Annotated in this window: 19 protein-coding genes; 2 read left to right on the top strand and 17 right to left on the bottom strand. The window is 72.6% G+C overall.

The features are described from left to right. Positions 1 to 108 precede the first annotated feature (108 nt). The 9 genes from trpA to hisI all read right to left on the bottom strand — a co-directional run bounded on the left by trpA (position 109) and on the right by hisI (position 6,993). Positions 109 to 921, bottom strand: coding sequence for a tryptophan synthase subunit alpha (trpA, locus tag FEF34_RS29575; RefSeq protein ID WP_138055883.1), 813 nt, complete (start codon positions 919 to 921; stop codon positions 109 to 111). Next, positions 918 to 2,222, bottom strand: coding sequence for a tryptophan synthase subunit beta (trpB, locus tag FEF34_RS29570; protein ID WP_138055882.1), 1,305 nt, complete (start codon positions 2,220 to 2,222; stop codon positions 918 to 920). The genes trpA and trpB overlap by 4 nt, the downstream gene beginning before the upstream one ends. A 69-nt stretch (positions 2,223 to 2,291) precedes the next feature. Next, entirely contained in the window at positions 2,292 to 2,510 is a 219-nt protein-coding gene (gene trpM / locus FEF34_RS29565) for a tryptophan biosynthesis modulator TrpM (protein WP_138055881.1), read from the bottom strand. A gap of 8 nt (positions 2,511 to 2,518) precedes the next feature. Then, on the bottom strand, positions 2,519 to 3,328 hold the full coding sequence (gene trpC / locus FEF34_RS29560; protein WP_138055880.1) for an indole-3-glycerol phosphate synthase TrpC: 810 nt from the start codon (positions 3,326 to 3,328) through the stop codon (positions 2,519 to 2,521). A 127-nt stretch (positions 3,329 to 3,455) separates the two neighbouring features. Then, positions 3,456 to 3,992 (bottom strand): DUF2752 domain-containing protein, encoded by a 537-nt coding sequence (locus tag FEF34_RS41555; protein WP_234042609.1) that lies wholly within the window; start codon positions 3,990 to 3,992, stop codon positions 3,456 to 3,458. 77 nt (positions 3,993 to 4,069) lie between these two features. Beyond that, positions 4,070 to 4,330 carry an HGxxPAAW family protein gene (locus tag FEF34_RS29550; protein WP_138055879.1) on the bottom strand — a complete coding sequence of 87 codons (261 nt, stop codon included), beginning with the start codon at positions 4,328 to 4,330 and terminating at the stop codon, positions 4,070 to 4,072. 116 nt (positions 4,331 to 4,446) lie between these two features. Then, positions 4,447 to 5,094, bottom strand: a complete 648-nt coding sequence (locus FEF34_RS29545; RefSeq protein ID WP_138055878.1) for a TIGR02234 family membrane protein — start codon at positions 5,092 to 5,094, stop codon at positions 4,447 to 4,449. A gap of 7 nt (positions 5,095 to 5,101) precedes the next feature. Then, complete coding sequence (locus FEF34_RS29540) at positions 5,102 to 6,622, bottom strand: anthranilate synthase component I (protein WP_138055877.1); 1,521 nt, start codon at positions 6,620 to 6,622, stop codon at positions 5,102 to 5,104. 11 nt (positions 6,623 to 6,633) lie between these two features. Continuing rightward, entirely contained in the window at positions 6,634 to 6,993 is a 360-nt protein-coding gene (gene hisI, locus FEF34_RS29535) for a phosphoribosyl-AMP cyclohydrolase (RefSeq protein ID WP_138055876.1), read from the bottom strand. Positions 6,994 to 7,077: 84 nt separating this feature from the next. Between hisI and FEF34_RS29530 the strand changes: the two genes are divergently transcribed. Next, the gene (locus FEF34_RS29530; RefSeq protein ID WP_138055875.1) at positions 7,078 to 7,710 is read left to right on the top strand and encodes a TIGR03085 family metal-binding protein; all 633 of its coding nucleotides are present in this window, start codon (positions 7,078 to 7,080) and stop codon (positions 7,708 to 7,710) included. Between the two features lie 86 nt (positions 7,711 to 7,796). Here the strand turns inward: FEF34_RS29530 and hisF are convergent, their stop codons facing one another. Genes hisF through hisD form a run of 8 tightly spaced genes read right to left on the bottom strand, consistent with a single transcriptional unit; the run spans position 7,797 to position 13,585 of the window. Further along, positions 7,797 to 8,567 carry an imidazole glycerol phosphate synthase subunit HisF gene (gene hisF / locus FEF34_RS29525; protein ID WP_138055874.1) on the bottom strand — a complete coding sequence of 257 codons (771 nt, stop codon included), beginning with the start codon at positions 8,565 to 8,567 and terminating at the stop codon, positions 7,797 to 7,799. After that, a complete protein-coding gene (locus FEF34_RS29520) occupies positions 8,564 to 8,962 on the bottom strand; it encodes a Rid family hydrolase (protein ID WP_138055873.1) in 399 nt (132 codons plus the stop codon). Before FEF34_RS29520 ends, hisF begins: the two co-directional genes overlap by 4 nt. Next, positions 8,959 to 9,687 (bottom strand): bifunctional 1-(5-phosphoribosyl)-5-((5-phosphoribosylamino)methylideneamino)imidazole-4-carboxamide isomerase/phosphoribosylanthranilate isomerase PriA, encoded by a 729-nt coding sequence (gene priA, locus FEF34_RS29515; protein WP_138055872.1) that lies wholly within the window; start codon positions 9,685 to 9,687, stop codon positions 8,959 to 8,961. The genes FEF34_RS29520 and priA overlap by 4 nt, the downstream gene beginning before the upstream one ends. Positions 9,688 to 9,689: 2 nt before the next feature. Next, positions 9,690 to 10,331, bottom strand: coding sequence for an imidazole glycerol phosphate synthase subunit HisH (hisH, locus tag FEF34_RS29510; RefSeq protein WP_138055871.1), 642 nt, complete (start codon positions 10,329 to 10,331; stop codon positions 9,690 to 9,692). Continuing rightward, positions 10,328 to 10,492 (bottom strand): hypothetical protein, encoded by a 165-nt coding sequence (locus tag FEF34_RS41550; RefSeq protein WP_171053141.1) that lies wholly within the window; start codon positions 10,490 to 10,492, stop codon positions 10,328 to 10,330. The genes hisH and FEF34_RS41550 overlap by 4 nt, the downstream gene beginning before the upstream one ends. Positions 10,493 to 10,494: 2 nt before the next feature. Beyond that, entirely contained in the window at positions 10,495 to 11,088 is a 594-nt protein-coding gene (hisB, locus tag FEF34_RS29505; RefSeq protein ID WP_138055870.1) for an imidazoleglycerol-phosphate dehydratase HisB, read from the bottom strand. Then, positions 11,085 to 12,254, bottom strand: a complete 1,170-nt coding sequence (locus FEF34_RS29500; RefSeq protein ID WP_138055869.1) for a histidinol-phosphate transaminase — start codon at positions 12,252 to 12,254, stop codon at positions 11,085 to 11,087. Before FEF34_RS29500 ends, hisB begins: the two co-directional genes overlap by 4 nt. Then, complete coding sequence (gene hisD / locus FEF34_RS29495; protein WP_138055868.1) at positions 12,251 to 13,585, bottom strand: histidinol dehydrogenase; 1,335 nt, start codon at positions 13,583 to 13,585, stop codon at positions 12,251 to 12,253. Before hisD ends, FEF34_RS29500 begins: the two co-directional genes overlap by 4 nt. Before the next feature lie 248 nt (positions 13,586 to 13,833). Between hisD and FEF34_RS29490 the strand changes: the two genes are divergently transcribed. Beyond that, positions 13,834 to 15,441 (top strand): oxidoreductase, encoded by a 1,608-nt coding sequence (locus tag FEF34_RS29490; RefSeq protein ID WP_138055867.1) that lies wholly within the window; start codon positions 13,834 to 13,836, stop codon positions 15,439 to 15,441. The last annotated feature ends 75 nt before the right edge of the window (positions 15,442 to 15,516 follow it).

The following is a 15,516-nucleotide window of genomic DNA, read 5'->3' as shown; positions in this document are numbered from 1 at the left end:
ACAGCAACGAACCGGGGAGGCGCCCATGCGCCTCCCCGGTCCCATGTCCACCCGGACGGGTGAGCCGGTCCGATCAGATCACTCGTCCGTGACCGGACGGGCCCGCCGTCAGCGCTTGCGGACGCCCTCTGCCAGCTCGGCCGCAAGCGCCCGCACCGCGGAGAACCCGGCCTCGTGGTCCTCGGCGTCGAGCAGCCGCTTGACGAAGGCCGAACCGACGATCACCCCGTCGGCGAAGCCCGCGACCTCGGCGGCCTGCTCGGCGTTGGAGACGCCCAGCCCGACGCACACGGGCATCTCGGTGCCGGCGCGGGTGCGTCCCACCAGGTCCTGGGCCTGGGCGCCGACGGACTCCCGGGTGCCGGTGACCCCCATCAGCGAGGCGGCGTAGACGAAGCCCGAGCCCGCGGCCGTGATCTCGGCGAGCCGTTCGTCCCTGCTGCTGGGCGCGACGACGAACACCGTGGCGAGCCCGTGCTTGTCGGCGTGCTCGCGCCACAGCTCGGATTCCTGGACGGGCAGGTCCGGCAGGATGCAGCCCGCGCCGCCCGCCTCGGCGAGCTCGGCGGTGAAGCGCTCGACGCCGTACCGGTCGATCGGGTTCCAGTACGTCATCACGAGCACCGGCTTGCCGGTGGCCGTGTGGGCCTCGCGGACCGTGCGCATCACGTCGGCGATCCGGACGCCGCCGCGCAGGGCGATGTCGTCGGCGGTCTGGATGACCGGTCCGTCGAGCACCGGGTCGCTGTGCGGCAGGCCCACCTCCACGACGTCGGCGCCGCCGTCGAAAACGGCCTTGATCGCCTCGATGCCGCCGTCCACCGTGGGGAAACCGGCCGGAAGATAGGCGATGAGGGCGGCCCGGTCCTCGGACTTCGCCCGCGCGAGCGTGTCGCTCAGCAGTCGGATGTTCCCGGTCACTTGGCGTCCCCCTCGATCTCCGCGACCTCGCCGGCGGCGTCCGCCTCGACGACGGCGTCCGTGCCGGCGCCGCCGTCCGCGTCGTACAGCCCGAAGTAGCGGGCGGCGGTGTCCATGTCCTTGTCGCCCCGGCCGGACAGGTTGACCAGGATCAGTCCGTCCGCGCCGAGTTCCCTGCCGAGTTCGAGGGCGCCGGCCAGCGCGTGGGCGGACTCGATGGCCGGGATGATGCCCTCCGTGCGGGAGAGCAGCCGCAGCGCCCGCATGGCGGCGTCGTCGGTCACGGCCCGGTACTCGCCGCGTCCGGTGTCCTTGAGGTACGAGTGCTCAGGGCCGATGCCCGGGTAGTCCAGACCGGCCGAGATCGAGTAGGGCTCGGTGATCTGGCCCTCGTCGTCCTGGAGGACGTAGCTGCGGGAGCCGTGCAGGATGCCGGGCTCGCCCGCGGTCAGGGTGGCCGCGTGCTCGCCGGTCTCGACTCCGTGGCCCGCGGGCTCGCAGCCCACCAGGCGCACGCCCTCGTCCGGGATGAAGGCGTGGAAGAGGCCGATGGCGTTGGAGCCGCCGCCGACACAGGCCACGGCGGCGTCCGGGAGGCGGCCGGCGCGCTCCAGGATCTGGCGCCGGGCCTCGACGCCGATCACCCGGTGGAAGTCGCGGACCATCGCCGGGAACGGGTGCGGGCCCGCGACCGTGCCGAACAGGTAGTGCGTGTGGTCGACGTTGGCGACCCAGTCGCGGAACGCCTCGTTGATGGCGTCCTTCAGGGTGCGGCTGCCGGACTTCACCGGCACGACCTCGGCGCCGAGCATGCGCATGCGGGCGACGTTCAGCGCCTGGCGCTCGGTGTCGATCTCGCCCATGTAGATCGTGCAGTCGAGGCCGAAGAGAGCGCACGCGGTGGCGGTGGCCACACCGTGCTGGCCCGCGCCGGTCTCGGCGATGACACGGGTCTTGCCCATGCGCCGGGTCAGCAGCGCCTGCCCCAGCACGTTGTTGATCTTGTGCGAGCCGGTGTGGTTGAGGTCCTCGCGCTTGAGGAAGACCCGCGCGCCGCCCGCGTGCTCGGCGAAGCGGGGCACCTCGGTCAGGGCGCTGGGCCGGCCCGTGTAGTGGACGAGCAGGTCGTCGAGTTCGGCGGCGAAGGCCGGGTCGGACTTGGCCTTGTCGTACTCGACGGCCACCTCGTCGACCGCGGCGACGAGCGCCTCGGGAATGAACTTGCCGCCGAAGTCGCCGAAGTAGCCGGCGGCGTTCGGCACCTGGCCCTCGGGGTCGGGAACGAAGTATTGACTGGGCATGCCAGAACTCCTCGTATGCGTGTGAGCCGAAGAGAAATGAGTGATGACGTGCGGTGCTGAGCGTGTCGCTCAGCGGCGCCATCGCATGCCGTTGACCTGGCCGGGCTCGTCCCCGATGACGTACCTGACCCGTCGTCCGTGCACCCGCCGGGCCGGGGCGCGGCAGCCGCGGGGACGGCAGCCGCGCGCCAGCGGGGCGTGCGGCACGCAGGCGCCCCCGGCCGCCCGGCCCGGCCGGGGAAGGCCCGGCCCGGTGGCGGTGTGCGCGCGGCGGACGACGGCGGTCACGGGGTGGGTCAGTCCCTCCCCTGCCGCAGGGCCGGGTGGGCGCCGGCGGCGACCAGGTCGGCCACGGCGGCCTTCGGGTCCCGACCGGTGACCAGCGACTCCCCGACCAGCACCGCGTCGGCGCCGGCGTTGGCGTACGCGATCAGGTCGTGCGGGCCTCGGATGCCGGACTCGGCGACCTTGACGATCCCCGCGGGGACCTCGGGGACGACCCGCTCGAAGGTGGAGCGGTCGACCTTGAGGGTCCTGAGGTCACGCGCGTTGACACCGATGATCTTGGCTCCGGCGTCCACGGCCCGCTCGACCTCGTCCTCGTCGTGGACCTCGACGAGCGGCGTGAGTCCGATCGACTCGGCGCGCTCGATCAGGGAGACGAGGGCCTCCTGGTCGAGGGCGGCGACGATCAGCAGGGCCAGGTCGGCGCCGTACGCACGGGCCTCCCACAGCTGGTAGGACGTGACGATGAAGTCCTTGCGGAGCACGGGGATGTCCACCCGGGCCCGCACGGCTTCCAGGTCCTCGAGCGAGCCGCCGAAGCGCCGCTGCTCGGTCAGGACGGAGATGACGGCCGCGCCGCCCGCCTCGTAGTCGGCGGCCAGGCCGGCGGGGTCGGCGATCGCGGCGAGCGCGCCCTTGGAGGGGCTGGAGCGCTTCACCTCGCAGATGACCTTCACGCCGTCGCCGCGCAGCGCGGCGACGCCGTCCTTGGCCTGGGGCGCCTTGGCGGCACGCTCCTTGAGCTCGTCGAGGCTGACCCGCGCCTGCCGCTCTGCGAGGTCGGCGCGCACGCCTTCGATGATCTCGTCGAGCACACTCACGCGAGCGGCCCCCTTCCGGGATGTTGATGATGGATCACTGTCGGCAATCCCGATGGTATCCGGATGAAGGCGATGGCTCCGCATCCGGTTGACAGCCCGTCCCACTACCTGGGATTTCTTCCCCGGATCAGGGGATGAGCCCCGAGCCGAACGGCAGGTTCCGGACAACCGTGAAAACGGCCAGGAGCGCGCCGAGACCCCACCACCAGACGGGCCCCAGAGCGATTCGTACCGGTTTCGCCCTGGCCGCGCGGACGAGCCACACGGCCCAGAGCACGGCGAAGACCAGGTATCCGGCGACGGCGAGGGCGTTGGCGCCGAAGGCCGTGTCCAGGTCGCCGTGGACGAAGGCGTGGGCACTGCGCAGCCCGCCGCAGCCAGGGCAGTAGATCCCGGTGAACTGCAGCAGCGGGCAGACCGGGTAGTGGCCCGGCTCGTTCGGGTCGACGGCGCCCACGTAGGCGAAGGCCCCGACGACGACGCCCATCGTGGCCAGCGGCGCCGCGAGGCGGCGGTGCAGGGGCGGCGGCGCGGGGGGCACCGGCGGCGGACCCTGGAGGTACCAGGGCCCGGGTGCGGGTTCGGGTCCCGGCGCGGCGGCGTGGGACGGTCCCGCTTCGGCGGACGGTCCCGGAACGGGGGTGGCGGCAGGTGTGGCATCCACCCCGTGATTGTCCCCGGTCGTGCGCAGAGGCGCAGCCCGGGCTCGCCGGGCCGCGCCTCTGGCGGGGATCTCCGCGGTCAGGAGGCGGTCGCCTCGGCCGCCACCGGCTGCGCGGCCGGGGTGCGGGCGGGGACGGGCACGGCCGCCTCCTTCTGCCCGAGGCCGGCGGCCTTCATCGCGACGCCGACGACCCCGCCGAGGACGACGACGCCCATGCCGGCCCAGAACCCGAGCGGGTTTGCGGCCACCATGAAGACTCCCGCGATGCTGAAGCCGATGAAGGAGATGGTGACACCGGTCCAGGCGGCCGGGGTGTGTCCGTGGCTGCTGCCCGCCATGAAGTGCTCCTCGTTGGTGTTGCGCTGGGGGTGGGTCGGATGCCCTGCGCCCCATTGTCCCGTACCCGTGGGGCTGCCGGGACGTGGGGGTCGTCACTGATCGCGGAGGGAACGTCTCACCGGTCGCCGGTGGGGTCCTCACCCCGGTCGAGGGCCTTCCACAGCTCCTCGGGCCGGTCCGGGTCGGCGGCCGGGCCGGCCCCGCGCGGGGCGCCGCCCTCGCGCTCGTAGCGCCCCGACATGGCGGGCCACGAGGAGCCGTACCGCAGGGCGAGCAGCCCGGCGGCCAGGATCAGCAGCCCGGCGACGGCGGTGACGTACGGCCAGGCCGTGTGGGCGAGGCCGTCGACGGCCGCGGCCGTGTCGCCGGTGGTCTGCCGGGCCTTCTCGTCGAGCGCCGCCCCGTCGGAGGCGCCGAGGAGGGCGGCGGCCGCGGCCCCGGCCCCGCTCAGCGCGAGCAGGGCGGACACGATCACACGGCCCGCCCGGCGGACCGCGAAGACCGCGACGAGTGCGGCGAGGCCGACGACGGCGAGCGCCGCGGGCAGCCCGGTGACGTCACGGCCGTCGGCCTCGAGCGGCACGCTGCCGGCTCCGACGGCGGCCGTGCCCTCGGCCCAGGTCTGCCCGGAGGCGAGCAGCACCACGGCGGCGCCGACGGCGCCGAGGAAGAGGGTCGCCGCGAGGCTGCGCCGGCCGCTCGCGGCGGCCCCGGCCGTCCGCTCGGTCTCTCCGCTGGAATGGGGTACGGGTACAGCAGTCACGCCCTCACTATCCCTTACGCGTCCCGCCGCCGTTCAGCCGGTTCGCGGTGTGCACGGCCCGCAGCACCGCGGCCGCCTTGTTGCGGCACTCGTTGTCCTCGGCGACCGGGTCCGAGTCCGCGACGATGCCCGCCCCGGCCTGCACATGGGCGGTGCCGTCGCGGAGCAGCGCGGTACGGATGGCGATCGCCGTGTCGGAGTCGCCGGCGAAGTCGAGGTAGCCGACGGCGCCGCCGTACAGACCGCGCCGCGACGGCTCCAGTTCCTCGATGATCTGCATCGCACGGGGCTTGGGGGCACCGGAGAGGGTGCCCGCGGGGAAGCAGGCGGTGAGCACGTCGAAGGCGGTGCGGCCCTCGGCGACCCGGCCCGTCACCGTCGAGACGATGTGCATGACGTGCGAGTACTTCTCGATCGACATGAAGTCGACGACCTCGACGGAGCCCGGCTCGCAGACCCGGCCCAGGTCGTTGCGGCCGAGGTCGACGAGCATGAGGTGCTCGGCCCGCTCCTTGGGGTCGGCGAGCAGCTCGTCGGCGAGCGCCTGGTCCTCCTGCGGGGTCGCGCCACGCGGGCGGGTGCCGGCGATGGGGTGCACCATGGCGCGCCCGTCCTCGACCTTGACCAGCGCCTCCGGGCTGGAGCCGACGACGTCGAACCCGCCCTCCTCGTGGGGGAAGCGCAGCAGGTACATGTACGGGCTGGGGTTGGTCGCCCGGAGCACCCGGTAGACGTCGAGGGCGCTCGCCTCGCAGGGGGTCTCGAACCGCTGCGACGGCACGACCTGGAAGGCCTCGCCCGCACGGATGCGCTCCTTGACGTCCTCTACGGCGGCCCGGAAGTCCTCGCCGCTCCACATGGGCCCGGTGTACGGGGGCAGTTCGGAGGCGGGGAGCGCGCGCGGCCGGCTCTCGACGGGCCGGGCCAGGTCGGCCTCCATGGCGTCGAGCCGGGCGACGGCGTCCGCATACGCCTCGTCGACGCCGGTGTCGAGGTCGTTGTGGTTGATCGCGTTGGCGATCAGCAGCACGGAGCCGTCCCAGTGGTCGAGCACGGCGAGGTCGGAGGTGAGCAGCATGGTCAGCTCGGGGAGCCGCAGGTCGTCCCTGCCGTGCTCGCCGATCCGCTCCAGCCGGCGGACGATGTCGTAGCCGAGGTAGCCGACCATGCCGCCGGTGAAGGGCGGCATGCCCTCGTCGAGGTCCTGCCGGGGGGTGTGGAGGGTCTCGACGGTCGCCCGGAGGGCCTGCAGCGGGTCGCCGTCCGTGGGGACGCCCACGGGCGGGGTGCCGAGCCAGTGCGCCCGGCCGTCGCGGACGGTGAGGGTCGCGGCGGACCGTACGCCGACGAAGGAGTACCGGGACCAGGAGCGGCCCCCCTCGGCCGACTCGAGGAGGAAGGTGCCGGGACGCTCGCCGGCGAGCTTGCGGTAGAGGCCGACCGGGGTGTCGCCGTCCGCGAGGAGGCGCCGGCTCACGGGGATGACGCGGCGGTCGGCCGCCAGCTTGCGGAACGTCTCGAGATCCATGACGTACGACCCTACTGGCCCAGAGCGAGCACGCCGGCGTCGAAGCAGGTGCGGTCGCCGGTGTGACAGGCGGCCCCGATCTGGTCGACCTTCACGAGGACGGTGTCGGCGTCGCAGTCGAGGGCGACGGCCTTCACGTGCTGGACGTGGCCGGAGGTGTCGCCCTTTACCCAGTACTCCCGGCGGCTGCGGGACCAGTAGGTGGCGCGCCCCGTGGTGAGGGTGCGGTGCAGTGCCTCGTCGTCCATCCAGCCGAGCATCAGCACCTCACCGGTGTCGTACTGCTGGGCGATGGCCGGGACCAGGCCGTCGGCGCTGCGCTTGAGGCGGGCGGCGATGGCGGGGTCGAGTGCGCTGGGGGTGCTGGTCATGCCGCCATTGTGCCGCGCCCGCGGGGGCGTGACGGGCGTGCGTCCACTGGGCGGACGTGGCGTGCCGGTCGTAGGCTGGCGGCCATGTCGACCCATGCGAAGCGTGAACGACTTCTGCTCGCCGATCTGCTGGAGGCGGCGGGCCCGGACGCCCCGACGCTGTGCGAGGGGTGGAACACCCGGGACCTCGCGGCCCACGTCGTGGTGCGCGAGCGGCGGCCGGAGGCCGCGGGGATCGTGCTGGGTCCCCTGAGGAGCAGGCTGGACCGGGTGCAGGCCGAGTACGCGGCGAGGCCGTTCGAGGAGCTGATCCGGCTGATCCGCACCGGCCCGCCGAGGATGTCGCCGTTCGCGATCAAGCCGGTGGACGAGGCGTCGAACACGGTCGAGTTCTATGTGCACGCCGAGGACGTGCGGCGGGCGCAGGCCGACTGGACGCCGCGGGAGCTGGATCCGGTGTTCGCGGACGCGCTGTGGTCCCGGCTGGAGAAGTCGGCCCGGCTGCTGGGCCGCAAGGCGCCGGTGGGGCTGGTGCTGCGGCGTCCGAACGGGCAGACGGCGGTGGCGCACCGCGGTGCCCCGGTGGTGACGGTGACCGGTGAGCCCGGCGAGCTGACCATGTACGCCTTCGGCCGGCAGGACGCGGCGCACGTGGAGGTCGAGGGCGACAAGGAGGCGGTCGACCGGGTCGGCAGGACGCAGCTGGGGATGGGCTGACTCCCACCCTGGCCGAGGCAGCCGCCAGGCTGTCGGGCCCTCGAGCCGTCAGGGACGGGCCGGGCCAAGGGTGGAACGGGAATGGGTCAGCGGACGTGGTGCCCCGCCTCGCGCAGCGCCTGCTTGACCTGGGAGATCCGCAGATCACCGAAGTGGAAGACGGACGCCGCCAGCACCGCGTCCGCCCCGGCCGCGATGGCGGGGGCGAAGTCGCCGACCCTGCCCGCGCCGCCGGAGGCGATCACCGGGACCGTGACGTGCTTGCGGACGGCCTCGATCATCCGGGTGTCGTAGCCGTCCTTGGTGCCGTCCGCGTCCATCGAGTTGAGCAGGATCTCCCCCGCGCCCAACTCGGCCGCGCGGTGGGCCCACTCGACGGCGTCGATGCCGGTGCCGCGCCGTCCGCCGTGGGTGGTGACCTCGTAGCCGGACGGGGTGACGGTGCCCTCCGGGGTGCGGCGGGCGTCGACGGACAGCACCAGCACCTGGCGCCCGAAGCGCTCGGCGATCTCACGGATCAGCTCGGGCCGGGCGATCGCCGCGGTGTTGACGCCGACCTTGTCGGCGCCGGCCCGCAGCAGCTTGTCGACATCGTCCGCGGAGCGGACCCCGCCGCCGACCGTGAGCGGGATGAACACCTGCTCGGCGGTGCGTCGCACCACGTCGTACGTGGTCTCCCGGTCGCCGGAGGAGGCCGTGATGTCGAGGAAGGTGAGCTCGTCGGCGCCCTCCGCGTCGTACAGCTTGGCCATCTCGACGGGGTCGCCCGCGTCGCGCAGGTTCTGGAAGTTGACGCCCTTGACGACGCGGCCGTTGTCCACGTCGAGGCAGGGGATGACTCGGACGGCGAGGGTCATGCGCTCTCCCCGCGGTACGCCTCGACCTCGACCTCGACGACCAGCCGCGGGTCGACGAACCCGGAGACGATGAGCATCGACGCGGCCGGGCGCACACCGCCGAACAGTTCCTTGTGGGCCCGGCCCACCTCGTCGACGTCCCGGGCGTGCGTGAGGTACATCCGGGTGCGTACGACGTGCTCACTGTCCAGACCCAGCTCCTTCAGCGCGGCCAGCGCCGCGTTGAAGGCGTTGACGGCCTGGTCGTACGGACCGCCGTCGACGACCACGCCGTCGACGACCGAGGTGCAGCCGGACACCAGCACCAGGCCGTTCGGCAGCTCGACCGCGCGGGAGTACCCGAAGGCGTCCTCCCAGGGGCCGGCGGAACCGACGCGTCGGATGTCGTCGCTCACCGGGACACCGCCTCCAGGGCCTCTTCCAGCGTGAACGCCTCGGCGTACAGCGCCTTGCCGACGATCGCGCCCTCGACGCCGATCGGGACGAGCCCGGCGAGCGCGCGCAGGTCGTCGAGGGAGGAGACGCCGCCGGAGGCGACGACCGGCTTGTCGGTTGCGGCGCAGACGTTGCGCAGCAGTTCCAGGTTGGGGCCCTGGAGCGTGCCGTCCTTGGCGATGTCGGTCACGACGTAGCGGGCGCAGCCCTCGGAGTCGAGCCGGGCCAGGGTCTCGTAGAGGTCCCCGCCGTCACGGGTCCAGCCGCGGCCGCGCAGGGTCGTGCCCCGTACGTCCAGGCCGACCGCGATCCTGTCGCCGTACTCGGCGATGACCTTGGCGACCCACTCGGGGGTTTCCAGTGCGGCGGTGCCGAGGTTGACCCGGGTGCAGCCGGTGGCGAGGGCGGCGGCGAGCGAGGCGTCGTCGCGGATGCCGCCGGACAGCTCGACCTTGAGGTCCATGGCACCGGCCACCTCGGCGATCAGCTCCCGGTTGTCACCGGTGCCGAAGGCGGCGTCCAGATCGACCAGATGCAGCCACTCGGCGCCCGCCCGCTGCCAGGTGAGGGCGGCCTCCAGCGGGGATCCGTAGGAGGTCTCCGTGCCGGACTCGCCGTGGACGAGGCGGACGGCCTGGCCGTCGCGGACGTCGACGGCGGGGAGGAGTTCAAGCTTCTGAGCCATGATCAGAGGGTCTCGATCCAGTTGGTGAGCAGCTGGGCGCCGGCGTCGCCGGACTTCTCGGGGTGGAACTGGGTGGCCCACAGGGCGCCGTTCTCGACGGCCGCGACGAAGGGCTCGCCGTGGGTCGCCCAGGTGACCTTCGGGACGGCCATGGCCGCGCTGGTCGCCTCGAAGTCCCAGTCGCGCACGGCGTAGGAGTGCACGAAGTAGAAGCGGGCGTCGGCGTCGAGGCCGGCGAACATCTCCGAGTCCTCGGGGGCCTTGACGGTGTTCCAGCCCATGTGCGGCACGACCGGGGCATTCAGCGGGCCGACGACCCCGGGCCACTCGTCGAGGCCCTCGGTCTCGACGCCGTGCTCGATGCCGCGCTCGAAGAGGATCTGCATGCCCACGCAGATGCCCATGACGGGGCGGCCTCCGGAGAGCCTGCGGTCGACGACCCAGTGGCCGCGGGCCTCCCGCAGCCCCGTCATGCACGCGGAGAAGGCGCCGACGCCCGGCACGAGCAGCCCGTCGGCGTTCATCGCCCGGTCGAAGTCGCGGGTGATCTCGACGTCCGCGCCGACGCGTGCGAGAGCCCGCTCGGCGGACCGTACGTTGCCGAAGCCGTAGTCGAAGACGACGACGTTCCTCCGCCCGCTCATGACCACACGTCCAGTCGCAGGACGCCGGCGGCGAGGCACATGGCGGCGCCGACGGACAGCAGCGCGATCAGGCCCTTGGGCATCTGCTGCTTGGCGAAGGAGATGATGCCGCCGATCAGGAAGAACCCGACGACGATCAGAACCGTGGAAAGCCCGTTCACGACTAGAGGGCACCCTTCGTGGACGGCAGGATTCCGGCTGCGCGCGGGTCGCGCTCCGAGGCGTAGCGCAGCGCCCGCGCCAGCGCCTTGAACTGGCACTCCACGATGTGGTGGGCGTTGCGTCCGTACGGCACGTGGACGTGGAGCGCGATCTGCGCCTGGGCCACGAAGGACTCCAGTATGTGCCGGGTCATCGTGGTGTCGTACGCGCCGATCATCGGTGCCATGTTCTCCGGCTCGGTGTGCACGAGGTACGGGCGGCCGGAGAGGTCGACGGTCACCTGGGCGAGCGACTCGTCCAGCGGCACGGTGCAGTTACCGAAGCGGTAGATGCCGACCTTGTCGCCGAGGGCCTGCTTGAAGGCGGCACCCAGCGCGAGGGCGGTGTCCTCGATGGTGTGGTGGCTGTCGATGTGCAGGTCGCCGTCGGTCTTGACGGTCAGGTCGAACAGACCGTGGCGGCCCAGCTGGTCGAGCATGTGGTCGTAGAAACCGACCCCGGTCGCCACATCGACCTTCCCGGTGCCGTCGAGATCGATCTCGACGACGACAGAGGTCTCCTTGGTGGTGCGCTCGACGCGTCCTACCCGGCTCATCGCTTCTGCTCCTTCGGGGGTGTGGGGGCGTCCCCCACGGAACTCTTCAGTGCGCGCACCGCATCGAGGAACGCGTCGTTCTCTTCGGGGGTACCGGCGGTCACCCGCAGCCGGCCCGGTACGCCGTTGTCACGGACCAGGACCCCCCGGTCGAGGATCCTCTGCCAGGCCGCGTGGGCGCCGCCCTCGCCGTCGAACCGCCCGAACTGCACGAAGTTGGCGTCGGAGTCGGTCACCTCGAAGCCGATGGCGCGCAGCCCGTCCACCAGCCGGTCCCGCTCGTCCTTGAGCCTCTCGACGTACTTCAGCAGCGTATCGGTGTGCTCCAGGGCGGCCAGGGCGGTGGCCTGGGTGACGGCCGAGAGGTGGTACGGGAGGCGTACCAGCTGCAGGGCGTCGACCACGGCGCGGTGCGCGGCGAGATAGCCGAGACGCAGTCCCGCGGCGCCGAATGCCTTGGACATGGTGCGCGAGACGACGAGGTTCGGCCGGCCCTCGATCAGCGGGAGCAGCGAGGGCCGGTGGCTGAACTCGACGTATGCCTCGTCGATGACGACGAGCGCCCCCGCGCCGTCCGCCCTGGCCTGCTGGGCGGCCTCGTACAGCGCGAGGACCGTCTCCGGTGCGACGGCGGTGCCGGTGGGGTTGTTGGGCGAGGTGATGAAGACGACGTCGGGCCGGTGCTCGGCGATCGCAGCCGCGGCCGCCCGTTCGTCGATGGTGAAGTCGTCGTTGCGCGGGCCGGAGATCCAGCCGGTGCCGGTGCCGCGCGCGATCAGCGCGTGCATCGAGTACGACGGCTCGAAGCCGATGGCGGTGCGCCCCGGCCCGCCGAAGGTCTGCAGCAGCTGCTGGATGATCTCGTTGGAGCCGTTGGCCGCCCAGACGTTCTCGAGGGCGACCGGGTGCTTCCCGGTGCGGGTGAGGTACCCGGCCAGTTCGGTGCGCAGTTCTACCGCGTCCCGGTCCGGGTAGCGGTTGAGGCCACGCGCGGCCTCGCGCACCCGCTCGGCGATCCGCTCGACGAGCGCTTCGGGCAGCGGGTACGGGTTCTCGTTGGTGTTCAGCTGCACGGGCACGTCGAGCTGTGGCGCGCCGTACGGCGACTTGCCACGCAGCTCCTCGCGGATGGGCAGGTCGTCGATGCCGATGTCGGTCGTGCTCACTTGCTCGAGGGCACCTTCCAGTCGAACCTTGCCTTCACGGCGGCGCCGTGCGCCGGGAGGTCCTCCGCCTCGGCGAGGGTCACCACGTGGTGGGCGACGTCGGCGAGCGCCTCGCGCGTGTAGTCGACGATGTGGACGCCACGCAGGAAGGACTGGACGGACAGACCGGAGGAGTGGCAGGCGCAGCCGCCGGTCGGCAGCACGTGGTTGGACCCGGCGCAGTAGTCGCCGAGGGAGACCGGCGCCCAGGGGCCGACGAAGATCGCACCCGCGTTGCGCACCCGGTCGGCCACGGCGGCAGCGTCGGTGGTCTGGATCTCCAGGTGCTCGGCGCCGTACGCGTCGACGACGCGCAGGCCCTCCTCGACGCCGTCGACGAGGACGATCGCGGACTGCTTCCCGGACAGGGCCGGGACGATCCGGTCCTCGACGTGCTTGGTCGCGGCGATCTGGGACTCCAGCTCGCGCTCGACCGCGTCCGCGAGCCCGGGCGAGTCGGTGACCAGCACGGCGGCGGCCAGCGGGTCGTGCTCGGCCTGGCTGATCAGGTCGGCCGCGACGTGGGCCGGGTCGGCGGTGGCGTCGGCCAGGACCGCGATCTCGGTGGGACCGGCTTCGGTGTCGATGCCGATACGGCCCGTGAAGTAGCGCTTGGCGGCGGCGACCCAGACGTTGCCGGGGCCGGTCACCATGTTCGCGGGCGCACACCCGTCCGGTCCCGAGGTGCCGTACGCGAACATCGCCACGGCCTGGGCGCCGCCCACGGCGTACACCTCGTCGACGCCGAGCAGCGCGCAGGCGGCGAGGATCGTCGGGTGCGGCAGTCCGCCGAACTCCTTCTGCGGCGGGGAGGCGAGCGCGACGGACTCGACGCCGGCCTCCTGCGCGGGCACCGCGTTCATGATCACGGACGAGGGGTAGACCGAACGGCCGCCCGGCGCGTACAGCCCGACCCGCCCGACCGGAACCCACTTCTCGGTCACCGTGCCACCGGGCACGACCCGGGTGGTGTGCGCCTCGCGGCGCTGGGCGCGATGGACGGTCCTGGCCCGGCGGGCGGACTCCTCCAGGGCGGCCCTGACCTCGGGGTCGAGCTGTTCGAGCGCCTCCACGAGGGCCTTCTCTGGCACCCGCACCCGGTCCAGGAGCACGCCGTCGAACTTCTCCGCGTACTCGATCAGCGCCGCCGTCCCGCGATGCCGCACGTCCTCGCAGATGGGCCGCACCTTCTCCAGGGCGGCTTCCACGTCGAACTCGGCACGGGGCAGCAGGTCGCGCAGCGCGGCGCCCTCGGGGAGGGCGTCGCCGCGGAGGTCGATACGAGAGATCACGGCTCAATTCTCTCAGACGGAATCCGCGTACCGGCCTTCCGTATCACTGGCTGATACACGCCCACCCGTCTGACGGTCACGGGACGTGAACCGCGTGCTCCCCCGTGGGACCCGGGGCCCCGGGCGGCCGGCCCGCCCCGCACGGCACCGATGTCGGTCATGACCACTCGTGTTCAGTGCGTTACCCAGCGGGAAGAACGGCAGTACGAGACCGGGTAGGCGGACCGGGGGAAAGCGAGGGAGCGGCATTGACCGAGCCGCAGGGCGTCGACATGCCCAACGATCTCACCACGGCGGAACGCACGATGTGGACCTCGTTCGAGTACGGAATGACCTGCGATCTTCGCGACGGCAATCCGCTGCTGAACGACCCCTTCTCCGAACTGGAGTGGGGCCCCGGGCGGAGCGTCCGCGCCGATGTGATCGCGTTGCTGCTGCTCAGCGGCCCACCGGCGCGCCCGGGGCGGGTCTGTGCGCTGAAGCTGCTGGGCGCGTACGTGACGGGGAAGCTCACGCTCGCGGGCGGCACGATCGCCCCGTACGTCGAGCTGACCGGGTGCCGTTTCGAGAGCGAGCTGACGCTGCCGGAGTCGCGGTTCACCACGCTGCGGCTGCTGGGGTGCGCGATGCCCCGGCTGGAGGCCGCCCGGCTGCACACCGAGGGCGATCTGCATCTTCCGCGCTGCCGCGTCGAGCAGGGAATACGGCTCACGGACGCGCAGATAGGCACGGATCTGCTGATCAACCAGATCCGGGTGCGGCCGGACCGGCACGGCAGGGCCATCACCGCCGACGGCCTGTCGGTCGGTCAGGATCTGCAGGCCGAGCTGATCGAGACGTACGGGGAGGTCAGTCTGCGCGGCGCGAAGGTCGGGGTGTCGCTGAGCCTGCGCGGAAGCCGGCTGCGGGCGGCCGAGGGCCGGCGCGCACTGAACGCCCCCCAGCTGACGGTGGAGCGCACGCTGTACCTGACCAGGGCGTGGGTGGACTGCGCGGGCGACCAGGGCGCCACTCCACCGTTCGGTCTCTCCTTCGACGCCCCGGGGCACCGGGCGGGCGCTCGGGAGCAGCGTTTCGAGTGCCATGGCGGCGTGCGGCTGGACGACGGCCGGTTCGGTGACGCCGTCGACCTCCACCACGCCCGGTTCGTGCTGTCGGGCGCGCGCCGGGAGGAGCTGTCGCTGCGCCGGATCGTCACTCCGGAGCTGCGCTTCACCGGGGAGCGGCCGGAACAGGGGCGCGTGGTGCTGAACGGGGCGAAGGTCGTCACGCTCATCGACCACTCGACGAGCTGGCCGGGTCCGGGCGGGCTGGCGATGGGCGGGTTCGTCTACGAGAACCTCGTGCCCTACAGCCGCTTCCCGCTCGCGCGGCGACTGGAATGGGTCGCCGCGGCCACTCCCGAGTACCAGCCGGAGCCGTACGAGCGGCTGGCGACCGTACTGCGCAACAGCGGGGAGGACGCGGACGCCCGCGAGGTGCTCCTCGCCAAGCAGCGCCGCCGCCGCGAGACGCTGCCGCTCGCCGCGAAGCTCTGGGGCTACGTCCAGGACTGGACGGTCGCGTACGGTTACCGTCCGGGCCGCGCGGCACTGTGGATGGCGGTGCTCTGGGCCGCCGGCGCGCTGGCGTTCTCCCGCTACGCCCCCGACGCGATGAAGCCGGGCGAGAATCCCGAGTGGAACCCCTCGCTCTACGCCCTCGATCTGCTCCTGCCGGTGATCAATCTGGGCCAGGACGGCCACTGGCGGCTGGAGGGCCACTGGCAGTGGGGCGCCGCGGCGCTGGTGCTGCTGGGCTGGATACTCGCGACGACGGTGGCGGCGGGCGCGTCCCGGCTGCTGAGACGCAGCTGAGCGGTGCCCGGCCACCGGGGCGCGGAAGGCGCTCCCGTCGAGCGTGTCGCGCGCCCCGAATGCACCGCGAATGCG

Source organism: Streptomyces marianii (assembly GCF_005795905.1).
Lineage (GTDB): Bacteria > Actinomycetota > Actinomycetes > Streptomycetales > Streptomycetaceae > Streptomyces > Streptomyces marianii.
The sequence above is the reverse complement of the archived record's forward strand: the minus strand, read 5'-3'. Positions and strand labels throughout refer to the sequence as shown.

Bases quoted from the DNA above. Each gene is read 5' to 3' on its own strand.
- trpB (WP_138055882.1), bottom strand. From the start codon at position 2,222: ATGCCCAGTCAATACTTCGTTCCCGACCCCGAGGGCCAGGTGCCGAAC.
- FEF34_RS29550 (WP_138055879.1), bottom strand. From the start codon at position 4,330: ATGGCGGGCAGCAGCCACGGACACACCCCGGCCGCCTGGACCGGTGTC.
- FEF34_RS29540 (WP_138055877.1), bottom strand. From the start codon at position 6,622: ATGGATCTCGAGACGTTCCGCAAGCTGGCGGCCGACCGCCGCGTCATC.
- hisI (WP_138055876.1), bottom strand. From the start codon at position 6,993: ATGACCAGCACCCCCAGCGCACTCGACCCCGCCATCGCCGCCCGCCTC.
- FEF34_RS29530 (WP_138055875.1), top strand. From the start codon at position 7,078: ATGTCGACCCATGCGAAGCGTGAACGACTTCTGCTCGCCGATCTGCTG.
- hisF (WP_138055874.1), bottom strand. From the start codon at position 8,567: ATGACCCTCGCCGTCCGAGTCATCCCCTGCCTCGACGTGGACAACGGC.
- priA (WP_138055872.1), bottom strand. From the start codon at position 9,687: ATGGCTCAGAAGCTTGAACTCCTCCCCGCCGTCGACGTCCGCGACGGC.
- hisH (WP_138055871.1), bottom strand. From the start codon at position 10,331: ATGAGCGGGCGGAGGAACGTCGTCGTCTTCGACTACGGCTTCGGCAAC.
- hisB (WP_138055870.1), bottom strand. From the start codon at position 11,088: ATGAGCCGGGTAGGACGCGTCGAGCGCACCACCAAGGAGACCTCTGTC.